The organism is Candidatus Poriferisodalis sp., assembly GCF_965203655.1.
Classification (GTDB): Bacteria; Actinomycetota; Acidimicrobiia; order Acidimicrobiales; family Poriferisodalaceae; genus Poriferisodalis.
In genome coordinates, this window is sequence record NZ_CBDBDD010000009.1 from 807736 (window position 1) to 833435 (window position 25700).

The following is a 25700-nucleotide window of genomic DNA, read 5'->3' on the forward strand; positions in this document are numbered from 1 at the left end:
ATGGCGGAGCTACGACGGTCTGACGCCGACCAGCTCGCCTACGACGAGGCGTTCGACCGTGACGGCAACGTCCGCCCGCTCTATGCCGCCATCGTGGAGCGCTTCTCCAACTTCGACGCGGCCGAGTTGCGACGCCGCGAGGGCATCATCGAAGAGGAGTTCCGCCGCCAGGGCATCACGTTCACGGTGTACGGCGATTCGCAGGGAACCGAGCGCACGTGGCCGATGGACCTGTTCCCACGGCTGATCGCTGCAACCGAATGGCTGGAGATCGAGCGAGGCTTGTCCCAGCGAGTCACCGCCCTGAACCGGTTCCTGGCCGACATCTACACCGGTGAGGGGGCGGCCATGGCCGACGGCGTCGTGCCCGCCTGGCTGGTGCAGTCCTCGGACGGATTCGAGCGCAACGCGTTCGGCGTCAGCGTGCCGCACGACGCCCACTGCGTCATCGCCGGCATCGACTTGGTGCGCGACGCCGAGGGCCAGTACCGGGTGCTTGAGGACAACCTGCGCAATCCGAGCGGGATTAGCTACGTCATCGAGAACCGGGCGGCGATGACCCGGGCGTTCCCCCGTGTCTGGGAAGACCACACCGTGGAACCTGTCAGCCAGTACGGCCGGATGCTGCGCACCGCGCTCGAGTCGGTGGCGCCCACGGGGGCCGGCGAGAAGCCGCTCATCGTGATCCTGACGCCGGGCATCTACAACTCGGCGTACTTCGAGCACGCCTTCCTGGCCCGGGAGATGGGCGTCGAGCTCGTCGAAGGGCCCGACCTGGTGGTCGACGAGCATGTTGTGTACCTGCGCACCATCGAGGGCCTCGTTCCCGTCGACGTGATCTACCGGCGCATCGACGACTCCTTCCTGGATCCGGTGTCGTTCCGTCCTGATTCCACGCTGGGTGTGCCGGGTCTGCTCGGCGCCATGCGCGCGGGCACCGTCACCGTCTGCAATGCCGTCGGCAATGGCGTGGCCGACGACAAGGCCATCCACCCCTACGTGACCGACCTGATCCGTTACTACCTCGGCGAAGAGCCGATCCTGCCCAACGTCGAGACGTACGTGATGTGGGAGCCCGATCAACGCGAGGCGGCGTTCGAACGGCTCGACGAGTTGGTCATCAAGCCGGTGGGCGAGTCGGGTGGCTACGGCATCGTCATCGGGCGCAATGCCACCGACGAGGAGTTGGCGAATGCGCGTGCCGAGATCGAGGCCGATCCGCGCAACTGGGTGGTCCAAGAGGTGGTGGAGCTATCGACGCTGGCATCCATGTGCGACGACGTGCTCGAGCCGCGCCACCTCGACCTGCGCCCCTTTGTGATCACCGGCGAGCGCACGCAGGTGTTTCCCGGCGGCCTGACACGGGTGGCCATGCGCAAGGGCTCGCTGATCGTGAACTCTTCGCAGGGCGGCGGTTCCAAGGACACCTGGGTGCTCGCCCCCCAGGGATCGCAGACATGATCCTCGCCCGCCACGCCGATTCGCTGCTGTGGGCCGGTCGCTACTTGGAGCGGGCGGACACCATTGCCCGCTGCGTGTCCGTCGAGACCAATGCCGTCATGCACCGCCAGGCCACCGAGGCTCGCTTGGCCTCCCGCCGGCTGGTGCAGGCGCTCGGGCTGCAGGACGAGTTCGTGGCGGCCCAGGTCGGCACTGGCCCCTATGCCGTCATGGATTTCCTGGTCTCGGACGACTCGCATCCCGGTTCGGTGGTGTCGGCTGTCCAAGCGGTACGGGAGAACCTGCGCATCGTGCGCGACCGCATCCCGGTGGAACTCTGGGAGGAAGCCAACAGCCTGCACATCCTCATGCAGAGCGCCAAATCGGTCGGTGCTGCCGCTCGGGAGCAGACCGGCGGCGAGGTGTCTCGCATGTCGGTGATCACGGCCCGGCGGGGGTGTCGCTCGCTCAGCGGTGTCATGACTGAGTCGATGAGCCGCGACGAGGGGTACGCCTTCATGGAGGCGGGCCGGCTGCTCGAGCGGTCGATCCTGACGGTGGAACTGCTGAAGTCGGGTCTGGGCACCGGCAGCGATGTCTTCGACGGGAATCGTCTGCTGGCGTTTACGCATTCGCTGCAGGCCGCTCGGCGCGAGCTGGGGCACTCGCCGCAGTGGCACGCGGTTGCGAAGTTCCTCCTGCAGCACTCCCAGATGCCCCGCTCGGTGCTGTGGTGCCTGGGCCGGGTGGAGCTGCGGTTGGAAGATCTCGCAGCGGCCGCAGGTGCTGTTGCCACAGCTAGGCGGCGCGCCGGGGCGCTGCGGGCGCACCTGGAATACGGCGAGCTCGACGAGCTGCTGGCCCAACCCGAGGCCGAGCTGGCGTACCTGGGCTCGGCACTGGCCGAGCTCGCCGCCGACGTGCACGCCAGCACGGTGGCGAGATCGAGCTTGGCCGAAGTGCATGCGCAATTCGTGCGGCCCGGCGACGGGAGAGGCAGGCCGCAATGAGACTCGACATCGCCTACCGGCTGCACTTCACCTATGCGGAGCGCGTCTCTGAATCGCAGAACGAGATTCGCGTGCGGCCCCGTGACGACCTGCGCCAGCAGGTGCTGTCGTACCGGCTGACGACGACTCCGGCGACCCGGGTGCTGCAGACACGCGACTACTTCGGCACGACGGTCGACCATCTGGGCATACGCGGGCCGCATGACGATCTGCTGGTGGTGGCCGAGGCCTCGGTGGAGACCTCACCGACCGAGAGCGCCCCGGCGCCGGTGAGCTGCGAGCGGTTGGGTGATCAGCAGTTCGTCAACCAGCATGTCGAATACTTGGCGCCGTCCCAGCATGTGCACTGGGGGGAACTGGTCGACGAGGTGGCCTCGTGGGCGGTCCGCGGGGCTGCCGACGACGTCAGCGAGCGCGTGCTGGCCGTCGCCCAGGCGGTGCCCACGGTGCTCACCTACGAGCGCGGCTCCACCTCCATCGGTGTCACGCTGGAAGAGCTGATCGACGGCGGCCGAGGTGTCTGCCAAGACTTCGCCCATCTCGCCGTGGGCATGCTGCGTTGCATCGGCATTCCGGCTCGCTATGTCTCGGGCTATCTGTTCGCGCTGGACGAGACGCGGCTTGACGATGGTGCCGACAACGGCGGTCCTGCTGCCGACGACGTCGCACCCGGCGCCGACGCTGACCCAAGCAGCCATGGCCTCGTCGGCGAGGACGTGTTCGCTCCCGAACGTGCGCCCGCCGCAAGCCCGACGGCCATCTCGGTGCAGACGCACGCATGGATCGAAGCTGCGGTGCCCGGCTACGGCTGGCATGCCCTTGATCCCACCAACGGCGGGTCCGTGAGCGAGCGGCATGTGGTGATCGGCTACGGCCGTGACTACAACGACGTCCCGCCGGTGCGCGGCGTATTTGACGGCACGGCTGATGCCAAGGTGGACGCCGAGGTGATCATCGCCCAGCCGACAGCGCCGGTGTCGATGGTCACCGAGCCGATCCGCCGCCAGGCTCGGGTCGCGGTCAGCGCTCCGACGACCGACACGAGCGCCCAGCAGCAAGCAGCCCAGCAACAGCAGCAGTAGCGCGCTCAGCGGGCGCTGCTACCAGAGGTCGATCGGGTGCTCGCGTGCTGTGTGCCGCTACCAGGGATCGATCGGATGCTTGCGGCCCTGACGCGGCTGCGGCGAGGGCAGTGTCGCCAACAGTCGGGCGACGATGCCTCGCGTCTCGGCCGGGTCGATGATGTCGTCGAGCAGGAACGACCGGGCGAACTCCAGGCCCGTATTGCGCTCCTTCCATTCCGCAACGCGCCGGTCCCGGATCTCACGCTCCGTTGCGTCGTCGGGCGCCGCCTCGAGCTCGTCGCGGTACACGATGTTGACCGCGCCTTCGAGGCCCATGCCGCCGAATTCGGCGGTCGGCCAGCCGACGTACAGGTCGGGATCGAGCGCGTCGGAGCCCATCGCGTAGTAGCCGAGGCCGTAGGCCTTGCGCAGGATCACGCTCAGGATCGGCACGTCGGCAGCGCTGAGTGCCACCAGGGTGCGGGCGCTGTGACGCACGAGGGCCGACTTCTCCGCAGCCGTCCCGATCATGAAGCCCGGCGTGTCGCACAGGAACAGCAGCGGCAGGTCGTAGGCATTGCACAGCTCGACATGGCGCGAGAACTTGGCCGAGCCCTCGGCATCGATCGCGCCGGCGCCGAACATCGGGTTGTTCGCCAGCACGCCGATGGGGTGCCCATCGATCCGGCACAGCGACGTCGACAGGCAGCGACCGAACTTCGGGCGCAATTCCAGAATCGACCCTTCGTCGGCCAGGATCTCCACGATCTTGCGCACGTCATAGGCACGCCGAGGGTTCTCGGGCACCATCGTGCGCAACGGGGTTTGGTCCGCGGCGACCGGCGGCGGGGGAGTCGCCACGTTGGTGAAGTACGACAGGTACCGGCGAGCCATCTGCAGCGCTGCTGTCTCGTCGTCGACGACCAACTCGATGGTGCCCACCCGCTCGTGCATGGACATGGGGCCGAGTTCCTCGGGGGTCAAGTCCTCACCGGTCGCGGACCGCACGAGCGGCGGCCCGGAGATGCCCAGCGTGGAGTCCTGGGTTGCGATCACGACGTCGGAGGTACCGGCGATGTTGGCCTGGCCGGCGAAGCTCGGCCCCGACAGGATTGTGACGATCGGCACCAGGCCGGAGAGCCGTGCGAGCTGGATGAACGTGGTGACCGTGCCGCTGTCGTAGAACAGCTCGGTGGCTCGTGCCCCGGCGCCTTCGGACCAGAAGATGACCGGCCAGCGGTTGCGCTCGGCCACCTCCATCATCCGATCCACCTTGCGATGGTTGGTCGGGCTCTGGCTGCCTCCCATCACCGTGTAGTCGTAGGTGAAGGCGCACACCGCAACGCCGTCCACTTGACCGACGCCCATCACGAGGCCGTCGGCTGGCGCATCGCCCAGCGAGCGGATCTGGGGCTGAGCGAGCTGGCCGTACTCGACGAACGTGTCGGGATCGAACAGCGCAGCGATCCGCTCCCGGGCGGTCCAGCGACCCCGGGCGTGCTGGCGGGCAACCGCTGTGGGCCGCGCCTCGTCCAGCGTGGCTTCCTTCGCCGCCATGGCCTTGGACAGCAGCGGCGGCACCTCTGGTTCTGGGGCAGCTTCGTCACTCACGCAGCAAGAACTTAGAGGCTGAGCCCGTAGGCGAACCCGTGGCGTTAGGGTGCGCGGCGTGAAGCCGACGGATGAGGTGTTGGCCGAGCGGCGGGCGCGAGTGGCCAAGCGCTGGGAGCTCACCGACGAGGTGGTGGTCTTGCGCGCTGGCGAGCCTGCGACCTGGTCCGGCACCGATCAGCACTTCGCGTTCCTGCCCCATCCCGATGTGGCCTACCTGACGGCGGTGGGTTCGCCGGGCACCACGCTGGCCTTCGACGCCGCCGCTGGCGAGTGGGAGCTGTTCGGGCCCCGCTTCACGCCCGAGCGGCTCGTCTGGGAGCAGCCGCCGACACCGGTCGGTCAACCGCTGGACGAGCTGGAAGCTTGGCTGGAGCAGCGCAACGAGCGCACGGTCATCGAGCTGGGCGCGGGTGCGACGATGCCCGAGGTGCTGCCCTCGCCGGCCGCATCGGACGAGCGTGACACGCCTGACAGTGATGCAGCCGCCGGCGCAGCGGAGACCGCGCCGGGCGACGGTGCCGACGAGCACGCTGATGCCTCGACCGGAGCGACGGTGCTGCGCCTGAGCGCCGCGCTCGCGCTCGAGCGCATGACCAAGGACGACGCCGAACTCGACGACATCCGGCAGGCCGCTGCGGCCAGCACGGCAGGGTTCGAGTGGGTGTACCAGCATGCGGCGCCTGGCATGACCGAGCGCGAGATCCAGGTCGGCATGGAGGCGCAGTTCTACGCCGCAGGAGCACCCCGGGTGGCCTACGACAGCATCGTGGCCTCCGGGTCGCACGGTGCCTACCTGCACTACGTCTATGCAGGCGATGATCCGCTGCGTCCAGCGACCCGCACAGTTGAAGCTGGCGACCTGCTGCTCATCGACGCTGGCGCGCAATTCGGCGGCTACGCCAGCGACATCACCCGCACGATGGTTGTGGGTGCTGATCCCACAGACGAGCAGGAGTTCCTGTGGAAGCTGGTGCTCAGCGCCCAGCAGCAGACGATCGATATGTGCCGGCCGGGCAACGTCTGGCGGGATGTGCACCTGGCCGCCGCCCACATCCTGGGCGCAGGGTTGGTCGAGATGGGGCTCCTGCGCGGTGACCCCGCCGAGCTGGTGACCGAGGGCGTCGTAGCGCTGTTCTTCCCCCACGGGCTCGGCCACCTGCTGGGCCTGTCGGTGCACGACATCACGAGCATCCCGTACAGCCGGGAACCGAGCGACGATCCACTGCTGTCCCAGCTGGGACCGGGCCGAGTGCTCGGGCCGGGCATGGTGACCACCGTCGAACCCGGGATCTACTTCATCGACGCCCTGCTGTGCGACCCGACCCGACGGGAGAAGTTCGCCGAGCGCGTCGTGTGGGAGCGCGTCGACGAGCTGCGGGGCCTCGGCGGCATCCGCATTGAGGACGACGTGCTGGTGACCGATGGCGATCCCGAGGTGCTGACCGCGGCGATCGACAAGCCGATCCGCATCGGTTGAAGCCGTAAGTGCCCGCGCAGTGCTTCTAGATCCGTGCGACGGCCGTCAGGACGGCACCGGATGAGCGAGCAGGGCTACGACGCCGTCGTCATCGGGGCGGGAGTCATCGGCAACGCCGTCACTTGTGAGCTGGCCCGGCGTGGCTGGCGGGTGGTGGGTGTCGATCGCAACCCAGGCGCCGGCCAGGGTTCCACCAGCTCGTCCTCGGCGATTGTGCGATTCACGTACTCCACCCGGGCGGGGGTGGCGATGTCGTATGAGGGCTTGCAGTACTGGCTGAACTGGCCTGCGCACATTGGCAACTGCGACGAGGCCGGCTACTCCACGTTCACCAAGTGCGGAATGCTCACGCTGATCAGCGGCGACGGCCCGCATCTGCTGCCCGTGCCGCACTTCGACGCGCTCGGCGTGCCCTACGAAGTCTGGGATCGTGACGAGGCGGCCGCCCGGCTCGGGCACTTCGACCTGTCGCAGTTCGGCCCTCCCCGGCAGATTGCCGATCCCGACTTCTGGGCCGAGCCGACCTCGCAGCTGGACGGTGCGCTGTGGACGCCCGAAGCCGGCTACGTCGGCGACCCGCAGCTCGCGGCCCACAATCTCCGGCTGGCGGCGGAAGCCGCAGGGGCAGAGTTTCGCTTCGGCGAAACCGTGGTGGGGATCGCCGGATCGGGACGGGCCGAGGGCGTCGTGCTGGCGGATGGCGATGTGCTGGCTGCGCCCGTGGTCGTGAATGTCGCCGGTCCGCACAGCAGTGCCATCAACGAGCTGGCAGGCGTACTCGATGACATGACGGTCAGCACCCGGCCACAGCGCAAGGAGGTGTACCACGTGCCTTCACCGGCTGGGGTCGACTTCGAGCGCGTCGGCGCGGCGATGGCCGACGACGACTGCGGCTGCTACGTGCGGCCCGAGGTGGGCAACAATATTCTGATCGGCTCGCTCGAACTCGACATGACAGACCTGGAATGGCTCACTGCCGACGAGGTAGACGACTGCTCGCAGGACCTCACCCGCGAGCAGTGGGAGACCCACGTGCTGCGGTTCGCCCGGCGTATGCCCGACCTCGGCCTGCCGCACCAGCCCCGGGGCGTCGTGGGCGTGTACGACGTGACCGACGACTGGATCCCGATCTACGACCGCACGTCGCTCGACGGGTTCTACGTGGCCATCGGCACCAGCGGCAACCAGTTCAAGAACGCCGCGGTGGCCGGTCACTGTATGGCGGAGCTGATCGGCGCAGTCGAAGCCGGCCACGACCACGATGCCGACCCTGTCGTGGTGACCGGCAAGCACACCGGCTTCGACATCGACATGGGCACGTTCTCACGCAACCGTGATCTCCACGGTTCGTCGATGTCCGTGCTCGGCTAGCGCCATGCGCTGTGTCTGATGGTTCGCATGGTCAAGACCATGCGAACACGGGCTGCTCCAGTTCGTCGACGCGCGTGTTGAGGCCGTCGTAGGCGACGGCGCGGAATTGGTAGAGCACGGCGCCGGTGGGGGCGTGGATCAGGTCGCCGCCGATCGGAACCTGCACCACGGGACGGTCGCTCTCGGGGATGCTCACGAATCGGGGAGAGTCGGGCCGCGTCAGCTCTCGCAACGACACTCGATGCACCGATGCCACCTCGGCTGGGTTCGCCAACGGCTCACGATCGTCGGACAGCCAGAACACGAACGGGCTGATGACATAGCCCGAGCGGGTGGGGTAGTCGTCGAGCTGACCGAGCAGGTCATCGCTGGTCAGCTCCAGGCCGACCTCTTCGGAGCATTCCCGTATGGCTGCTTCGAGCACGGTCTCACCGTCGTCCACCCGGCCGCCGGGCAGCGCCCACTGGCCGCGATGGCCGCGCAGATGAGAGCCGCGGCGGGTCAGCAGCACGGCTGCCCCGCCCGCAGTGCCCTCGACGTCGCCCGTGAGCGTCGGGTCGTCGATCGCGCCTGGGATGTCTGCCAGCAGCTCGCGCCGCTCGTCGGCGCCGAGGCCGCTGAATGCGGGATCCGATCCGTGCAGGTCGGCGTCGCTGTCGAGCACGATCACTGCGACCGCAGCGTGCTTGCGTCCCTCGCCCGGGTGTTGCCGCACCTCGTGGCGGGCCAGGTTGGCCGCCAGCCGCACCCGCAGCGCGGCGTCGTGCGCGATCTCGCTTGCTTCGGGCAGGGCCGGCATGGCCGCAGAGTTTGACACCGCGACTGTCCCTGTGCCGATCCGACAAGCGGGCGATATCGACTGATCGGTGTGCAGGCCGCCGGTGAGCCGCCCTCTTGCGCGATTGCTCTCTACCATCGCTGGGCGTGAACGCTCAGCGTCAGATCGTGCTGGTGGGCTTTCTGCAGGCGCAGAACTGCACGACCATCCCCGCTGCCTGGCGGCACCCCGCTGCCCGCCACGACGTCACCAGCTTCGACTACTACCGCCACATCGGCCATGTGCTCGAAGCGGGCTGCTTCGATCTCGGCTTCTTCGACGATCGGCTGGCGATGCCCGACATGCTCGGCGGAGACCACCGGCACACGGTCGAGGCGGGCATCCGCTGTGTGAAGCTCGATCCGGTCACGGTGCTCACGGCGATGGGCATGGCCACCACCCGGCTCGGCTTGGGCGCCACCTACTCCACCACCTACTACGAGCCATTCCACGTGGCCCGGGTGTTCGCCACGCTCGACCATCTCACGGGCGGGCGAGCGGCGTGGAATGTCGTCACCTCGGTCAACGACAACGAGGCCCGCAACATGGGCCTTGCTCAAGCGCCCGCGCATGACGAGCGATACGAGCGGGCCGACGAGTTCATGGAGGTGGTACACGGCCATTGGGATACGTGGGAGGCCGACGCGATTGCTGCCGACCGGGCAAGCGGGCTGTATGCGCACGGCGACCGGGTCCACCGGCTCGACCACCGCGGCCAGTGGTTCACTTCTCGTGGACCGTTCACGGTGCCCCGCACACCGCAGGGACACCCGGTGGTCATCCAGGCCGGCCAGAGCGGCCGCGGCACCACGTTTGCTGCCCGCTGGGGGGAGCTGCTGTTCGTCAGCCAAGTGCGACTCGACAGCGCTGTCGAGCACTACGCCGCGGTGAAATCCCAGATCGAGGCGCTCGGCCGCGACCCCGGCCGGGTCAAGATCACCAACCTGACGTTCCCGGTGGTGGGACGCACCATGTCCGAAGCCGAGGATCGCCGTGCCGCCTACGACGAGCTGCCGACGCTGATAGACGATCTCTCGCTGCTGTCGGAAGGGCTGAACTTCGATTTCGCCAGCCGCGATCTCGACGAGCCGTTGTCCGACGACGACCTCGACGCCATGACCGGCATCCAGGGCATTCGCAACCAGGTGCTGCAGATAACCGGGAGGGCCAACCCCACCGTGCGCGACTTCGTGCAGGTGTCAGGCCGGGGCCGGCTGGCGCACCCGACCGTGGGCGGCCCCGTCGAGTTGGCCGACTATTTCGAGGAATGGTTCACCGAGCGCGCGGTCGACGGGTTCGTGATCGCGGGCACCCACATGCCAGGGGCATTCGAAGACTTCGTCGAGATCGTCGTGCCCGAACTGCAGCGCCGCGGCCTGTTCCGCCGTGAGTACGACGGCACCACGCTGCGCGACCACCTCGGCCTGCCCGTCCCCGATCCGGGAGCCTGGCGCCTGACCTAGCTCGTCGAACATACGCCTCGACTGACGAGCAGTCCGGATCAGCGCAGCGCCGAACGGGCGTGGGCGGCGGGGTCTCGGGCGGTAGCGGTGTGGATGTTGCTGAGTGCGGTCACCTGGGACCCCTATGAGGGCGCCGACAGCCACGACATCACCTGCTACCGCAGCGACTGGCGCAACTCAGACTGGGCCAACCCCTAATCGCCCTCGGCGCTGACCGCTGACTCGGTATGGGGATCGGCGGGCCGCGGCAGGCCGAGAGCGGTCTCCAAGCGGGCCAGCCGGTCGGTGTGATCCAGCAGCGTCGCGTTCACCTCTCGGAACCCCGCCTGCATCTCGGCGCGCAGCCCATCGATCTTGTTGTCGATCTTGGTGTCGAGCTTGTCGTGGAGCGCGTCGATCTTGTTGTCGATCTTGGTGTCGAGCTTGTCGATGCGATCGCCCAGTGAGCTCATCTGCCACATCATGAGGCCGGTCATGGCCCCCAGCGATGCCACGAGCAGCGTGCCGAGCAGCCCGATGATCGCGTTCGGCGACACCGGCCTCGCCGCCCGCAGCCGCGCTCCCGCGGCAACACTCGACGCAGCAGGTGCAGCCGACAGTGCCGCAGCCTCAGGCTTGAGCGACGCTTCAGGCAGTGGCTGGGCGGGTGGGCGCGGCTCGGCGTCGGCGGACGGGGTGTCGTCGTCTGCCTGGTCGGTCATGGCGGCGATCGATTCAATCGGAGCGGTCATGGCCCTCGCTGCACGTCACGGCGCTGGAGAGCGCACGGATGGTTCAGAATCGGTCGCCGCTCAACCGGGCAACGATGGCACCCGCCAACTTAGCCCCACCCCGCCCCCCGACCGCAACCCATTTGTTCCCGGAGGGGCAGGCGCTTCCCTCACCGCCCCGACCCACTCCGCCGGCGCATTCGGCGGGCGCTGCGCAGTATTTGCGTCCGTAGTGCCCATCCACGTCATGAATGAGTGTCATTCACAGCGTGGATGGAATCGCCCTACCCCGGCTGGTGCAGGCTCGGCTGGCGGAGCACCTGGGGGTGCTGCCTGCGGTCAAGAGCGCCATCGACCGCCCGCGCCGTCCGGGCCAGTTCCTGCTGACCGGCTGCTCGCTGAGGCGGACGACTACTTGGCTCAACGCGAAGCGGAGTACGAGCGTGGGATTGCGCCTCAAGCCGCGGGTGACGCAGGGCTGATCGACTGACGAGCAGTCTGCTTCCGTGCAAGACGGAGCGGACGTGGACGGCGAGCAAGTCGAGCATCGCAGCGCTCGTTGAATGTTGATGCCCACACATCAAGGTTCCTCGTGTAGATAGTCGCAGCTAGAGTCCCTGCTCCCAATGTCTTGCCGTCAGCCCGTCAAGATTCCTCCCCCCCCCCCCCCTGTGAGCGGGCGAGGTTGTGAACGCGCCGCGGACTTCGTTCCGGCCGGTCTTGATTGTGCTGGTTCTCGCTCTTGCGGTTGCCACGGTCGGCTCGCTGGAGACCGACCGCGTCGCTGAGGCGCAGACGGCGCCTGTCAGCACTGACGACTCGCTGTATGACCAGGTGTATGCCGACCGCTGGGCGGTGTGCGGGGTGTCCAAGGCCGGCTATATCCGATGTTGGGGCAGTATCATTCCTCTACCCGTGCGTAGCGACAGCGCCGACTTTGTCCAAGTGGCGATCAGTCGGTTTTTCGGTTGTGGGCGCAAGACAGACGGAACCGTCAAGTGCTGGTCGTCCCGGGCCTCAACGCTGCCGCCCCAGACGAAGTTCGACCCTGACGGAACACCCGGCACCGGCGACGAGCGGCCCTGGTCCTTCTCCGAAATCCAGTCTGGCCAGCATCAGCTGTGCGGGCTGACCGACAACAAGAACGGCCAGACGGCCGGGAAGATCGTCTGTTGGGGCCCGGTCGGCAGCACGAGCGATTTCGCAAAGCGAAGCTCCACCGTCCCCGACGGCACGACGGATGGAACAAGAAGCGTGTTCGGTCCCACCCCGGCACTCTTTGGCGCCGATGTGGACTTCACCGCAATGACGTTCAGCCGCTTGGCCTCCGGAGACTACGGAAATTGCGCGTTGATCGCATCCGGCACGGACGCCCACAAGCCCAGATGCTGGTCCAGTACCGATTCCGCAGGCTATGTCGGCGATGCCGAACCCGACGTTCCCCTGTCGACAATCGCCCTTGGGGCGGACTTTGCGGCCTGCGGCATCGTGAGGAGCGACACCACGCTCGACAACGGCACTCCCGGCGATATGAGCGACGACACGACCTACTCCGCTGGGCAGGTGCTCTGCTTCGGTGCCTCCAGTACCGGGATCGTGCCGGACGCACCGACCACCGGGACGTACTCGGCTGTCTCCGTCGGGCGTTTTCATGCTTGCGCGGTTACCACCGCCGGGGCAATCACCTGCTGGGGGAAGGGGAGCAACAGCCAAGCCGATCCGGTCCCCAACTTCGGCCAGTTGGAGGTTCCTGCGGATCTGGTGGGCGCGACCTTTTCCGGCGTGTACGCCGGTGAGACTTTTACCTGCGGGCTGCTCGACGGGCAGGGTTCTCAGGTGGAGGGCACGCTGAGGTGCTGGGGAGAGCAGAACTACCGCACGGTTTTTGGGACCGCATGGACGCCGGATCGGCATTCGCGGGCGGCCACGGTTCCCTACGAAGAGCGTCCCCGCGTCCCGGCGCTGGCGGTCGATGGCAATTCGATGACCGTGATGCGCTACGCATCCTGTGCGCTCACCGCTGCCGGTGATGCCGCCTGCTGGGGCCACGCCAACTATGGGTGGCCGCTGCCGACGGGGGTGAAGGGAGTCGCCTCAAGTTTTGGCAGCGCTTGCTACATCACCCGAGGCGGTGATGACGACGGCAAGGTCTTCTGCTGGGGCAGCAACAGCTTCGGCATGTCCTCCGGCTCGAGTACGAGTTCCAACGCCATCACTGCTGATCTGGACACCCTGAGGTTCTCCCGCATCTACGGTGGCATCTTCCACTACTGCGGCCTCATAGACGACCGCGACATGTCCGACGGAGACGACAGCGGCAAGGTGCGCTGCTGGGGATACAACGACCAAGGCCAGTCGGTTGCGCCGGACCAGACGGCAGCGAGCCGGACGATCACGGATCTAGGAACGAACACCTATACGAAACTGGCGCTCGGGTACCGCTATAGCTGCGGTCTGCTGACCACCGGCGGAATTGTCTGCTGGGGCAACCAGTCCAGCCCAGCGAGCACAGCGCATCAGGTGCCAGCGGCCTTGCAGACCAAGACCTTCTCCGACATCGACGCCGGCTGGTGGTATCAGACCTGCGCTATCGAAGCTGCCGGCGTCGGCCAGACCGAGGGCAAGCTTCATTGCTGGGGCAGAGACCCCACCATCGGCGGCGAAACGCTCAGCCTCGCCACCGTCCCGGCAGCGCAAAGCGACCTGAGCTTCAAGAGCGTCAGCGCCGGGCGGGAGCACAACTGCGCCGTCACCACCGACGGAGCAGCGAAGTGCTGGGGTTCTAACGCAGAGGGTCGGGTCGCGGTGCCGACGAGGTATGAGCACACCCGTTTCGTTGAGATCGACGCCGGCCATTTCCACACCTGCGGCATAACCGACCGTGGCGGTGCCGCCTGCTGGGGCGCGGACGCTGACCCGACGACGGCCGGGGTGCAGGTGGCCAGAGCGAACGGCGTGCTCGTGAACTGGGGACAGGCCGACCCGCAGCCGCCCGCGGCCGGGGGAGCGCGAGTTTGGCTGGAGCCCAACCCTGAAGACCTGACGCTGCGGTTGGGCGAGTCGTACGTGTTCACCATGCGCATTCAGGGACGGGTGCCGCACCCGCAGAATCTCGTCCAGATCACCACCAATGTCCCAACGGAGCGAACCGAAGGGGTGCTGACCTATCCGCATGAGGGGTTCGACCCGTGCAGCGAGGTCGATGAAGATGACCACGTCATCGCCGTAGGCGACTACACGAATGGTGACGGGTTCACCTTGGTCGCCTGCCGTCTCGGGCGCACCACCATCAGGCTCACAAAGGCCGTCCACCCCGACGACTACAAGGTCCGCCCGATCCCTTGGATCCTTTACCAGTGGTACAACGTCACGGTCGTTCCAGCGTTGGAACCGCCGATCGCTCCGGCGACGCTGGCTGCGCCCTATGGCGCGCGTACGTCGCCGGGATACCGGCAGATCACCTTGTTCTGGAACGCTGTGCCGGGCGCGGTGAGCTACCAGTATCAGGAGCGGTCTTCGGGCAGGTGGGTCAACACCGGCAGTCATGTCACCAGCCGGATCGTGACCGGGCTGACCAACGGCCAGACGTACTGGTTCCGAGTACGAGCGGTGGACGCCCAAGGGCGAGTGGGCGACGCGACGGCGTGGCACGCAGCGACGCCGCGCGCCAAGCCGGGGAACCCTGCGGCCATGAGAGCCGCGTCAGGTCCGAGAGGCGGTGAGATCACCGTGTCGTGGCGACGGATGGACGAAGCCGACTCGTGGCGTGCCTTGGTGCTGCCCGGCTCATGGGAAACCATCTCCCCGACCCGGCAGGGCGGGCGGCTGACCTACACGTTCACCGGTCTGGATGCCTGGGAGCAGTACGGCGTCTGGCTGCAAGGCGTGAACACGTCCGGTGCCGGCCCGATCTCGTCGGCCGTGTTCGCCATCCCGCCGCCGTACGCGCCCGCCAACCTGCGCGCCGAGGCGGGGAACAGAGCGGTGACGCTGCACTGGGACAAGGTTGCCGGCGCTCGCCGCTACGAGTACCGGCAGGGGTCCGGCAACTGGACTGCGGTACCCGGCAGCTACTGGGACACGACCAGCCACAAGTTCGAAGGGCTGACCAACGGCGTCAGGCACGCCTTTCAGGTGCGCGCGGTGAACGACGGCGGCCCCGGCGACCCGTCGGTGCAGGTGTCCGCCACGCCGGTCGCGCCAGCGCAACCGCTGACCGTTCCCGGCAACTTCCGAGTTGAGGACGACTTCGGCGGGATTGCCGTGTCGTGGGACGCGGTCGACGGCGCGACCGGGTATCAATACCGGTTCAGCTATCGCAACCCCCAAGAGGACGGCAGCGCGTACGACTGGCCTGCGGGCACGACCGTCGGCCTCGGCGGCACAAGCGACAGGGTTCACAATCCGGGCTATCCCGGCCAGTGGCTCTATTTCCAAGTCAGGGCAGTGCGAGCGCCCGACGCAGAAACCACCTACAGCGACTGGTCCGAAACCGTCCCCTACTGGTACCAATGAGCAGGCCGCGGCAGGCCGAGAGCGGTCTCCAAGCGGGCCAGCCGGTCCGTGTGATCCAGCAGCGTCGCATTTACCTCACGGAACCCCGCCTGCATCTCGGCACGCAACCCATCGATCTTGTTGTCGATCTTTGCGTCGAGTTTGACGTCGAGCGTGTCGATCTTGGCGACGAGCTTGTCGTGGACCGTGTCGATCTTGTTGTCGACCGCGTCGATCTTGGCGTCAAGCCTGTCGATGCGATCGCCCAGTGAGCTCATCTGCCACATCATGAGGCCGGTCATGGCCCCCAGCGATGCCACGAGCAGCGTACCGAGCAGCCCGATGATCGCGTTCGGCGACACCGACCTCGCCGCCCGCAGCCGCGCTCCCGCGGCAACACTCGACGCAGCAGGTGCAGCCGACAGTGCCGCAGCCTCAGGCTTGAGCGGCGCTTCAGGCAGTGGCTGGGCGGGTGGGCGCGGCTCGGCGTCGGCGGACGGGGTGTCGTCGTCTGCCTGGTCGGTCATGGCGGCGATCGATTCAATCGGAGCGGTCATGGCCCTCGCTGCACGTCACGGCGCTGGAGAGCGCACGGATGGTTCAGAATCGGTCGCCGCTCAACCGGGCAACGATGGCACCCGCCAACCTAGCCCCACCCCACCCCTTGACCGCAACCCATTTTCCGGCCTCACGGCGCCCGGTCCGCGGCGCTATGTCTCGCTGGACGACCTCGACGCAGAGCTGATCGACTGACGAGCAGTCCAGATCAGCGCATGACCGTGCGGGCGTGGGCGGCGAGGTCTCGGGCGGTGGCGGTGTGGATGTTGCTGAGTGCGGTCACCTGGGCGAGTGCCTCGTCGAGCACTTGGGCCCGGAAGGGCTGACCTGCGAGCCAGGGGCGCAGCGTCAACATGAGCAGGCGGCTTCCGGCCGGGTGTTCGGTGCCGTCGCGATGCATTCGGGTTGCGGCGCCGGTGATGATGTCGCGCCAGCCGTCGAGTGACACCCGCCGGTGCCACAGCGCGAACTCGTCGTCGGCTTCGAGGAACAGCGGCAACGACACCATCGGTGCGGTGCCCTGGGGCCGGTGCACGCCGGCCAGCACCCCGTCGGTCGTCATGAGGACGGGCTGCTCGTCGTTGGGCCAATCGAGCAGGGTGTCGACGCCGGCCTCCGCCAGCAGCGCCGGGGTACGGAACGACTCGACCCCCTCAGCGGAGAACCACGTGGTCGGGCGGACGCTGGAGGCCGACTCGATGGCGTCGAGGCTGCGAGCAATGGCGTCCCGTTCCTCGGTCTCGGAATTCTTGGAGGTGATGAGCCGGGTGGCCGCGATGCCCCGACCGGCGATCTCGCATCCACGCTCGACCAGATGCGAGACGAGCCAGCCGTAGTGTTCCGCGGTCAGCGCGTCGACGGCCACGGTGGCTGCGACACCGTGCAGCTCCAGCAGGTCGAGCAGGCGGAAGATGCCGACCCGGTGGCCGTACTCGCGGATGGTGAGCTGGGGGTAGTCGGGGGCGGGCAGCCGTGCCAGCCCGCCGCTGCGGCGGCGCAGCGAGTAAGCGTCGGCAGGAGGCTCCCACTCGACGTGCTCGAGCACGACGACCGCGCCGACGGCGAGCGGGCTGCGGTCGGGCCACTCAATGCGGGGCCGGCTCGGCAGCGGCGACCAGTCGTAGTAGGGGTGGTCCATGCCGTGCTGGTGCTGAGCAGGGCCGAACTCATAGGACTGAGCCCGGTCACCGGTAGCGGAACTCTTGGCTGCCTGGCCAGCGGAGCTGGGGCTGACAGCGGCGGTGCCAGCCGAGCCTGCAACGGCAGTAGCCGCAGCCGGGAGTCGATCTGCCGGCGGTTCTGGCTCGTGAGCGATGAAGTCGTCGTAGTGATGGTCGATGAAGTGCCGGGCGATCTGGCTGGCGGTGGTCTGCCACACGTCGTCGTGGCCCATCAGGTAGTCGAGCATCGCTGCAAGCCCGTCGACCCGGTGCGGCATGCCCATCAGGTAGGGGTGCAGCGCCACGCACATCACCCGACCGCCGGCGCCGTCGTCGGCTTCGCGGCGCAGAACATCGAGCTGCGCCTTCGCCATCGCCACGAATTCGCCGGTGTCGAAGTGCTGGGTGAACACCGGCACATCGTTCAGCTCCATCGAATAGGGCACCGACACCAGCCGCTGCCCGCTGCGGGTTGCAAGCGGCACGGGCTGGTCGTCGTGAAACCAGTCGGCGTGGTAGATCAACCCGGCCTCGGCCATGAGGTCGGGCGTCGCCGCGGTGTTGGACACGGCAGGGCCGAGCATGCCCCGCAGCTGCTGCCCGGTGTGGCTGCGCAGAGCCTCGATGCACTCGATGTAGAACGCCCGCTCTGCGGTCTCGTCAATCGAGGAGATGTAGCGGGTGTTGTAGATGCCGTGGGACATGATTTCCCAGCCGCGCTCGACCATCGCAGCGCCGACTTCGGGGTAGTGGTCCAACACGGCGAGATTGGTGGAGGCCGTGGCGACCACGCCGAAGCGGTCGAGCACCTCGGCCATGCGCCAGAAGCCCACCCGGTTGCCGTAGTCGCGGTAGCCATAGCCCTGCACATCGGGATGCGGCGAGCGCGTCCAGGTGTTGCGCTGGGGATCACGCGGCGGCAGGAACTCGTAGTGCTCGACGTTCGGGGCGATCCACAGCGCCACCCGTGCGTCGTGCGGCCACCGGATACGCGGCCGATCGGTGATCGGCAAGTACTGCACACGATGGGGCGGCAAGCTGCCCGGCAGCGGAGCAATCAGGCCAAGAGCCGTGCTGGCTGGGCTTGCTGCGTCGTCCGGGCTGGCCATGTCGTGCATGCGCCGACGCTAGAACAGCGCACCACTCGCATTCGTTGGAGATCGCCGACCTAGCATTTCGCCGTGGCTGACGACGACGTGCGGCACCGGCCGATTCCGGACCTGATCGGGGGCACGTTCGGCGTCGTGGGCCGGCGCTTTCGCGAGATCGCTGTCATCGCCATCGTCGCGGCGGCCGTAGCGGTCGTCACGGTCGCTGCATTCGTCTCGGCTGTCGACATCGTCAGCGACGAGATCCTCGAAAACCCGAGGTTCGAAGAGTTCTTGGACCTGACGGCACAGGAAGACGTCACGAGCGAAGAGTTCGAGGCATCGCTCGAAGCGTGGCTCGACTCAGTTGAAGGAAATCGCCTGGTCAACGCGGGGCTGTTGTTTGCCGCAGGCCTGCTGGTCTCGGTGCTGGGCTGGGCGACGACCATCGCCTTCTCGCTGGTCGCGCTCGATGATGTCGAGGGTCGCCAGACGGCCATAGGGCACTCGCTCCGGACCGGGCTTGCACGCGTACCGAAGGCCATCCTGCTGTTGATCATCTACTTCGCGATGTTTGTGGCACTGCTCATCCCGCTCGGCATTGCCCTGTTCGTGTTGTCCCTCATGCATCCGTATCTGGGTATCGCTGCATTCTTTGCCGGGATAGTGGGCATCGTCGTGTACTTCGCGCCGCTGGTCCAGATGCATTACGTCATGGCGTATCTGGAGCCGGGTTTCCCGTCTTGGCCGAAATGGTGGCGATTGATCGCCGGGAACAAGGCGGCTACGTGGGGCCGGTCGGCGCTCATCGTCTCGGCGAACATCGCGGTGGGCCTGATCCTGTGGCTCGGCTTGCTCGGGTTGCCGAGTCCCTATGGAGACTTCATCTCCAACGCGATTGCTGGACCCATCCTCGGTGCGCTGTCAGCGGTTGCCTATACGTTGATGTACGCGGACCTGTCGGGTCGGTCTGCGTGCTGAAATGTGCGCATGAGTGGGGATACGAACACTGATGCCCGGGGCGTTCTGGCCGACTACCGCGTCATCGATCTGACCGACGAGCGCGGCCACCTCGCCGGGGCGATCTGGGCCCAGATGGGCGCTGATGTGATTGCGATCGAGCCTCCCGAGGGCTCGTCGGCACGAAGGCTGGCCCCCTTCGCTGGCGATGTCGCCGACCCGGAGCGCTCGCTGCACCACTGGTCCTACAACCGGGGCAAGCGCAGCGTGGTGCTCGACCTAGGCACGGCCGAAGGCGTCGAGCACGCCAAGGCGCTCATCGCCGGGGCCGACGTCGTGTTCGAGTGCTTCGAGCCGGGCGAGGCCGAAGCGCTGGGCCTCGGCCGTGATGTCCTGGCCGAGCTCAACCCTGCGCTCATCCATGTTTCGATCACGCCGTTCGGCAGCGACGGGCCCAAGGCCAACTGGGTCGCGTCGGATCTGGTGCTGCAGGCCTCAGCGGTGAACATGGCTGTCACCGGCGACAAGGACCGTGCGCCGCTGCGGGCGGGCGGCACGCTGCCCCAAGCCATGCACAACGCCGCCTCCGAGGGGGCCGGCGCTGCGCTCATCGCATTGTGGGAACGCCAGACCCGCTCGGGGCTCGGCCAGCACATCGACATGTCCGCGCAGCAGTCGATGAGCCAGGCATCCATGTCGTCGACGCTCAACACGTCGCTGAACGCCACCGTGACCCAGCGCATCGCGGGCGGTGCCAGCCTGCAGGGCATCGACATCCAGCTCATGTGGGCCTGTGCCGACGGGCACGCCTCGGTGACGTTCCTGTTCGGGCCGGGCTTCCGTGCGTTCACACAGAACCTCATGGACTGGGTGCACGACGAGGGCTTCTGCGATGAGGCAACGAGAGACAAGAACTGGACCGAGTACGCCATGATGCTGCTCGACGGCCGCGAGCCGGTCGCCGAATACGAGCGGCTCAAGCAGATCCTGACCGAGTTCTTCGCCACCAAGACCAAGTCTGAGTTGCTCGATGCGGCCATGAGTCGTCGGCTGCTCATCACCCCGGTGTCCACGACCGGCGAGGTGGTCGACGCCGAGCAGCTGGCGGTCCGCGAGTACTGGGAGGACGTCGATCACAGCGATGTTGTGTCCGATGCCGGCGCAGGCTCGTTCGATCCCGCTGCGGTGCGCTATCCCGGCCCGTTTGCGAAGTTCACCGAAACCCCACTGGTCAACCTGCGGCGCCCGCCCACGCTGGGTGAGCACACCGGCGAGGTGCTGGCCGAGCTGGATGCGTCGGAGCGTCTGCCTGCGGTGCCGGCGTCGATTGCGCCGGTGGCGCACACGTCGCCGCCGCTCGAGGGCGTGAAGGTGCTCGATTTCATGTGGGCGATGGCGGGACCTGCGGCGTCGCGGGTGCTCGCCGACTACGGCGCCGAGATCATCCGGGTCGAGTCGGCCAACAAGCTCGACGCCGTGCGCTCCATTCAGCCGTTCCACGACGATGTTGGAGATCCGGACGGCTCGGGTTTGTTCAGCAACTTGAACGCTGGCAAGCGTGGTCTCGCTCTCGACATGTCCAAGCCCGAAGCGCTCGATGTCATCTGGGACCTCATCGACTGGGCCGATGTGATCCTGGAGTCGTTCTCCCCCAAGGCCATGACCGGATGGGGCATGGGCTGGTCCCAAGTGCAGCAGCGCCGACCGGACGTGGTGATGGCGTCGAGCTGCCTGATGGGCCAGACCGGTCCGCTGGCGATGCTGGCGGGCTTCGGAACGATGGCTGCGGCGATCTCCGGGTTCTTCTACCCGGTGGGATGGCCTGACCGGGCACCCTGCGGCCCGTTCACTGCCTACACCGACTACACCTCGCCCCGCTGGCTGGTGGCCGCGGTGATGGGGGCGCTGGAGCACAAGCGCCAGACCGGCCGTGGCCAGTACGTGGACCTGTCGCAATCGGAGGCGGCGCTGCACCTGATGGCACCAGCCCTGCTCGAGCGGACCACCAACGGCCGCATCTGGGAATCGGCGGCCAACCGGGACATGGTGTTCGCGCCCCAGGGCGCATACCAGACCGCTGCGGGCAGCTCGGCCGGCGAGGACCACGACGACAACTGGATCGCGATTTCGTGCATCGACGACGGTCAGTGGGCTGCGCTGGCAGACGCCATGGGCCGCGACGACCTCGCGTCGCTGAGCGCCGCCGAACGCCACGCACGGCACGACGAGCTGGACGGCGTCATCTCGGCGTGGACCCGCGGCCGCAATGGCAACGAGCTGATGGCTGAGCTGCAAGCTGCGGGCGTGGCCGCCCACATCGTGCAGAACTCGCCCGAGTTCACGGTGGATCCGCAGTTGCTGCACCGCAACGCGCTGGTCGAGGTGCCGCACGGCAAGCAGGGCACCACGACGGTCGAGAACACGCGCTTCGTGCTGTCTCGCACTCCAGCCCAGGTGGACCGCGGCGGGCCGACGCTCGGCGAGCACACCTTCGAGGTGCTCACCGAAACGCTCGCCTACGACGGCGACCGCATCGCCGAGCTCGCCGTAGCCGAACTGCTCGAGTAGCGCTGAGGGGTGACTGCCGGTACGGCGCGGAATCAGGTCCGCGCAAGTCCCGGCTCGGGCGGTCTCATTGCCATCGGTTATGCCGAGCAGCGAACGCGGGACCGCTGAAGTTCGAATCTCTATAGCAGAGGTGCGGCATCGCATTCCCGGCGCTCCACACAAAGTCGATCGCGCGTCGAGACACCCATGACCTCAAGTGGCGGACCGACGACCGGGCGCACCGGTGTGAACATGAACGCAATCCCTTCACTGAGCGCGACGTCGCCCGCGACGGCCCAAGCTGAGCCGCTGGCGCATCCGCTTGCGTATTGACGTGGCCGGTCAATTGAGGGGGCTGTCATGCGTACCGTCACTCGAATGGCTGATGCCGCGCGTCATGTCGCCCAGTGCTGTCTGCATTCCCTATCCCCGGCCATACACAGCCTGCGAGCCGCTGGGCTGGATCGGTACGGTTGTGCTGTGCGGGGCTCGCAAGGCGCTGTTGCGCGAGCGTGTTTGAGAGAGCGCTTGGCGGCTAATCGCTGCCGGGACGGCGAGCGATGACTGCGGCCAGCGTTCACACCTTTGTCGCCTGCACCAGTCGCAAGCGTTGTCGCCCGGCACCCCACCTGCAGTTGCGCGATCTCGAAGGATCGGTGGCGCAGCGCGCCGCAGAATGGACGGATCGACTGAAATCCGCCGAGCGCACTGTTGCGGCGCTGGACCTGTACACGGGTGATTCATGGTACGTGGCGCGCGATTTGCGAAGCATCTTGGGAGGCGACTGCCTGTTGTGGGCCATATCCGCTGGATTCGGTCTTCTAGGAGCAGGAGACGACATTGCACCGTATGGGGCGACGCTGACGGGCGGCCACGCCGATTCAGTGGTCCGTCGAACCGATTCCGAGGGTGCCTCTCGTGTCGCCCGCACATGGTGGAGTGCCCTATGTGACTGGCGCGGCCCTAATTCGCAGAGGACCGGCCCCCGAACTGTCGCTTCAGTTGCAGCAACGCGTTCAGATGATCTCCTTGTCGTTTGCGCGGGCCGGTCCTACGTGGATGCGATCGCTGACGATCTGGCTCTCGCAGCGTCCCGGCTGTCAGAACCTGAACGCTTGATCATCTTTGGGTCGGGCGAATGCCCTGACGATCGTCTTCGACGCTCGTGGGTGCGCGTGCCGGCACGAGTTCGTCTCGCGGTCGGTGGCGCGCTGAATTCTCTGTTCGTGCGAACTGCGCGTTGCGCGCTCGTTGACAATGACCCATCAGATGTAGACGTACCGACAGCGCGAGCGGTCGTTGATCGACTGGCAGCATCCGTAGAGCCACCAGTTGACGTTCGGCGAGCGAGAGCCTCCGACGAGCAGATCGCAATCTGGATCACCGACGAAGTGCACAAAGAGGAACAAGTCTCGAAGTCCGCGGCACTGCGTAGGTTCCGGGACAGTGGACGGGCATGCGAGCAGAGCCGGTTCGGGCATCTGTTCGACGAAGTGCAGGTCTCGCTTCAATGAGTCGATTGAAGTTCTATTTTCCTGATAGTCAGGATCAAATAGATCCGAGCTTCGATTTCCATTCCGAGGAGCGCTCGCCTTTCCGCGTCCGGCAGCGAGACGATCGGTACGCTCACGAGGTGCTGTGCCCTGCTCCATATGACGGTTTGCTTGTTTCTAAACCCATTGTGGACGGCATGCCAGGCGTGACCGGCAAGTACACAGAAGCACAACGGCATCGCTTGTATCGGGAGGGAGTCCAGCGCTTCTTCCGACTTGAACAGCAGGGCAACAACCTCGAAATGATGGGGGACTGCGGCGCATTCACCTATGTCCGTGATGATCAACCCCCGTACTCGGTAGACGAAGTCGTCGACTTTTATCAACGCTGTCGTTTCGATGCAGGCGTTTCGGTTGATCACGTCGTTTTTGGCTATGACCCACTCATGGATGCATCACCATCAGCCGTGCCTGAGGAATGGACGCGTAGACAACAGTTGACGCTTTCCCTAGCGGCAGAGTTCCTGCGCCAGCATCGGAGGGAACGGTGCGACTTCGAACCAATTGGGGTGGCACATGGATGGAGCCCGAGATCATATGCCGCATCAGTAAGGCAGTTGCAGAGCATCGGGTATCGCCGCATAGCAATGGGCGGCATGGTGCCATTGAAAACGCATGCAATAACGGCGATCTTGTCCGACGTCAAGGAAGAACTTCGCTGTGACACGCACCTTCACTTACTAGGTGTAACGAGGCCCGCTTACATGCAGCAATTCGCGCAGTGTGGCGTCACGAGCTTTGACAGCACTTCACCCTTCGTGCAAGCATTCATGGATGAGCGCGACAACTACTACACAGTCAGTGGTTCGTACGTTGCCATCCGCGTGCCGCAGGTTGACGGCAACACGCGATTGCGTCAGTTGGTGAATGCGGGCGAAGTGGACCAGCGGATCGCTAGGCGACTTGAAAGCGATTGCCTCGCAGAGATCCGCCGCTATGCGGAAGGCACTAGTTCCCTATCGGCGGCTACAGACGCCATTGGAAAATACTGTGCACTGATCGGCGACAAGAAGGATCGGATGCAGCAATACACAGAAACACTGGAATCGAGAGTTTGGGAAACGTGCAGATGCAACGTCTGTCGTGAAATCGGAGTCGAAGTAGTGCTCTTCCGAGGCGCTGAGCGCAACCGTCGACGTGGCTTTCACAATCTATATGTATTCGAACAACGCTTAGCCCGAGAGTTGTCGCCGGCCACAGGGAAGTCGGCCTGATGGACTCCGCTGATGTGCCTGCTGGCAGAGAGATCCTGCGTTTGCCCGCGCTCGAGGTGCAACAAACTCCGCAGAGTTGCTTGTATATGTTCGCTGTCGATGGCAAGCAACTGCCCCGTTTCACCACCGTGTCGCGTGTTCGACGTGAAGATGGTGTGCTAGATGGTTACCAGCGACCGGAAATCCTCGCCCACGTCAATGCGATTCGCAGCTACATCGAGTCGGAGCAACCCATGATTCCGAATGCGATGGTAGTTGCATTCGACCGACGAGTACGGTTCGAACCGGACCACAGTTCTTCCGCGTCGAACTCGACAACACAAACAGGTCATCTGGTTATTCCCATGGACGAATCGCAAGCCGACGAAGATAAGCCAGGATGGATCGTGGACGGGCAGCAACGCTGGGCTGCGGTGCGCGAGGCCAACGTAGATACCTTCCCAATATGTGTGACGGCATTCGTGACGGAGGATGAAGGAAAGCAGCGAGCGCAGTTCATTCTCGTTAATTCGACTAAGCCACTTCCAAAAGGCCTCATCTACGAGTTACTTCCTTCGACATCGGGTTCGCTACCCCCGTTGCTGCTGCGCAAGAAGTTTCCGTGCCTGCTGCTCGAACGACTGAATCTCGACGAAGACTCGCCTTTCTTCGGCATGATTCGCACTCCCACTACCCCCAACGGCGTGGTGAAAGACAACTCTGTGCTACGGATGCTGGAGAACAGTCTGTCCGACGGCTGTCTTTACCACTATCGCCATTCGGAAGGCACGGGTGGCGATGTAGAACGCATGCTGAAATTGTTGCGGGAGTATTGGTCAGCGGTAAGCGAGGTCTTCTCAGATGCTTGGGGATTGTCGCCTCGGCAGTCTCGCCTAATGCACGGTGCCGGGATTGTGAGCATGGGCTATGTCATGGATGCCATCGCAGAACCAGATATCGAATTGGGTGAGGAACCAGGTCAAGACTTGTTTCGACATGAGCTCGAAACCCTTCGCAACTGTTGTCAATGGACACAGGGAACCTGGCACTTTTCGCCCGATATAGAGCGCAGTTGGAACGATATCCAGAACACCGCGCGGGATATACAGTTGCTCAGTCGCTACCTGCTCGATCGGTATCAGGGCGTCGTTAGCAGTCAAGGGCAACTGTCGGTTTAGCAA

General features: G+C 66.0%; 18 protein-coding genes. 13 read left to right on the forward strand and 5 right to left on the reverse strand.

Features of this window, described 5'->3' with window-relative positions; all coding sequences use genetic code 11:
* Genes ACOGW9_RS15065 through ACOGW9_RS15075 form a run of 3 tightly spaced genes read left to right on the forward strand, consistent with a single transcriptional unit; the run spans window position 1 to window position 3532 of the window.
* Window positions 1-1461 (forward strand): circularly permuted type 2 ATP-grasp protein, encoded by a 1461-nt coding sequence (locus tag ACOGW9_RS15065; RefSeq protein WP_419912682.1) that lies wholly within the window; start codon window positions 1-3, stop codon window positions 1459-1461.
* Window positions 1458-2450: an alpha-E domain-containing protein gene (locus ACOGW9_RS15070; RefSeq protein ID WP_419912684.1), complete on the forward strand. Its 993-nt coding sequence runs from the start codon at window positions 1458-1460 to the stop codon at window positions 2448-2450. Before ACOGW9_RS15065 ends, ACOGW9_RS15070 begins: the two co-directional genes overlap by 4 nt.
* The gene (locus ACOGW9_RS15075; protein WP_419912686.1) at window positions 2447-3532 is read left to right on the forward strand and encodes a transglutaminase family protein; all 1086 of its coding nucleotides are present in this window, start codon (window positions 2447-2449) and stop codon (window positions 3530-3532) included. The genes ACOGW9_RS15070 and ACOGW9_RS15075 overlap by 4 nt, the downstream gene beginning before the upstream one ends.
* A 57-nt stretch (window positions 3533-3589) precedes the next feature.
* On the opposite strand, the gene ACOGW9_RS15080 is transcribed toward ACOGW9_RS15075, so the two are convergent.
* Window positions 3590-5125 (reverse strand): acyl-CoA carboxylase subunit beta, encoded by a 1536-nt coding sequence (locus tag ACOGW9_RS15080; RefSeq protein ID WP_419912688.1) that lies wholly within the window; start codon window positions 5123-5125, stop codon window positions 3590-3592.
* Window positions 5126-5183: 58 nt separating this feature from the next.
* Here ACOGW9_RS15080 and ACOGW9_RS15085 point away from each other — a divergent pair, with 58 nt between their 5' ends.
* Together ACOGW9_RS15085 and ACOGW9_RS15090 are read left to right on the forward strand one after the other, a co-directional pair.
* A complete protein-coding gene (locus ACOGW9_RS15085; protein WP_419912690.1) occupies window positions 5184-6605 on the forward strand; it encodes an aminopeptidase P N-terminal domain-containing protein in 1422 nt (473 codons plus the stop codon).
* A gap of 60 nt (window positions 6606-6665) precedes the next feature.
* Window positions 6666-7976, forward strand: a complete 1311-nt coding sequence (locus ACOGW9_RS15090; RefSeq protein WP_419912692.1) for an NAD(P)/FAD-dependent oxidoreductase — start codon at window positions 6666-6668, stop codon at window positions 7974-7976.
* Between the two features lie 31 nt (window positions 7977-8007).
* Here the strand turns inward: ACOGW9_RS15090 and ACOGW9_RS15095 are convergent, their stop codons facing one another.
* Window positions 8008-8775 carry an NUDIX hydrolase gene (locus ACOGW9_RS15095; protein ID WP_419912694.1) on the reverse strand — a complete coding sequence of 256 codons (768 nt, stop codon included), beginning with the start codon at window positions 8773-8775 and terminating at the stop codon, window positions 8008-8010.
* Between the two features lie 125 nt (window positions 8776-8900).
* Here ACOGW9_RS15095 and ACOGW9_RS15100 point away from each other — a divergent pair, with 125 nt between their 5' ends.
* Entirely contained in the window at window positions 8901-10256 is a 1356-nt protein-coding gene (locus ACOGW9_RS15100; protein ID WP_419912696.1) for an LLM class flavin-dependent oxidoreductase, read from the forward strand.
* A gap of 194 nt (window positions 10257-10450) precedes the next feature.
* Here the strand turns inward: ACOGW9_RS15100 and ACOGW9_RS15105 are convergent, their stop codons facing one another.
* A complete protein-coding gene (locus tag ACOGW9_RS15105; RefSeq protein WP_419912698.1) occupies window positions 10451-10987 on the reverse strand; it encodes a hypothetical protein in 537 nt (178 codons plus the stop codon).
* A 248-nt stretch (window positions 10988-11235) separates the two neighbouring features.
* Here ACOGW9_RS15105 and ACOGW9_RS15110 point away from each other — a divergent pair, with 248 nt between their 5' ends.
* The gene (locus ACOGW9_RS15110; RefSeq protein WP_419912700.1) at window positions 11236-11448 is read left to right on the forward strand and encodes a hypothetical protein; all 213 of its coding nucleotides are present in this window, start codon (window positions 11236-11238) and stop codon (window positions 11446-11448) included.
* Between the two features lie 433 nt (window positions 11449-11881).
* On the forward strand, window positions 11882-15481 hold the full coding sequence (locus ACOGW9_RS15115) for a fibronectin type III domain-containing protein (protein WP_419912702.1): 3600 nt from the start codon (window positions 11882-11884) through the stop codon (window positions 15479-15481).
* On the opposite strand, the gene ACOGW9_RS15120 is transcribed toward ACOGW9_RS15115, so the two are convergent.
* Complete coding sequence (locus ACOGW9_RS15120; RefSeq protein ID WP_419912704.1) at window positions 15466-16017, reverse strand: hypothetical protein; 552 nt, start codon at window positions 16015-16017, stop codon at window positions 15466-15468. The two genes, ACOGW9_RS15115 and ACOGW9_RS15120, sit on opposite strands and share 16 nt — an antisense overlap.
* Between ACOGW9_RS15120 and ACOGW9_RS15125 the strand changes: the two genes are divergently transcribed.
* Entirely contained in the window at window positions 16016-16213 is a 198-nt protein-coding gene (locus ACOGW9_RS15125; RefSeq protein WP_419912706.1) for a hypothetical protein, read from the forward strand. The genes ACOGW9_RS15120 and ACOGW9_RS15125 overlap by 2 nt on opposite strands.
* 13 nt (window positions 16214-16226) lie before the next feature.
* Here ACOGW9_RS15125 and ACOGW9_RS15130 read toward each other — a convergent pair whose 3' ends face one another.
* Complete coding sequence (locus ACOGW9_RS15130) at window positions 16227-18296, reverse strand: polysaccharide deacetylase family protein (RefSeq protein WP_419912708.1); 2070 nt, start codon at window positions 18294-18296, stop codon at window positions 16227-16229.
* A gap of 63 nt (window positions 18297-18359) precedes the next feature.
* Between ACOGW9_RS15130 and ACOGW9_RS15135 the strand changes: the two genes are divergently transcribed.
* The 4 genes from ACOGW9_RS15135 to dbpB all read left to right on the forward strand — a co-directional run bounded on the left by ACOGW9_RS15135 (window position 18360) and on the right by dbpB (window position 25697).
* Window positions 18360-19247 (forward strand): hypothetical protein, encoded by an 888-nt coding sequence (locus tag ACOGW9_RS15135; RefSeq protein WP_419912710.1) that lies wholly within the window; start codon window positions 18360-18362, stop codon window positions 19245-19247.
* A gap of 9 nt (window positions 19248-19256) precedes the next feature.
* Window positions 19257-21794 (forward strand): CaiB/BaiF CoA transferase family protein, encoded by a 2538-nt coding sequence (locus tag ACOGW9_RS15140; protein WP_419912712.1) that lies wholly within the window; start codon window positions 19257-19259, stop codon window positions 21792-21794.
* Window positions 21795-23283: 1489 nt separating this feature from the next.
* On the forward strand, window positions 23284-24540 hold the full coding sequence (dpdA, locus tag ACOGW9_RS15145; RefSeq protein WP_419912714.1) for a tRNA-guanine transglycosylase DpdA: 1257 nt from the start codon (window positions 23284-23286) through the stop codon (window positions 24538-24540).
* Window positions 24540-25697 (forward strand): DGQHR domain-containing protein DpdB, encoded by a 1158-nt coding sequence (gene dbpB, locus ACOGW9_RS15150; RefSeq protein WP_419912716.1) that lies wholly within the window; start codon window positions 24540-24542, stop codon window positions 25695-25697. Before dpdA ends, dbpB begins: the two co-directional genes overlap by 1 nt.
* The last annotated feature ends 3 nt before the right edge of the window (window positions 25698-25700 follow it).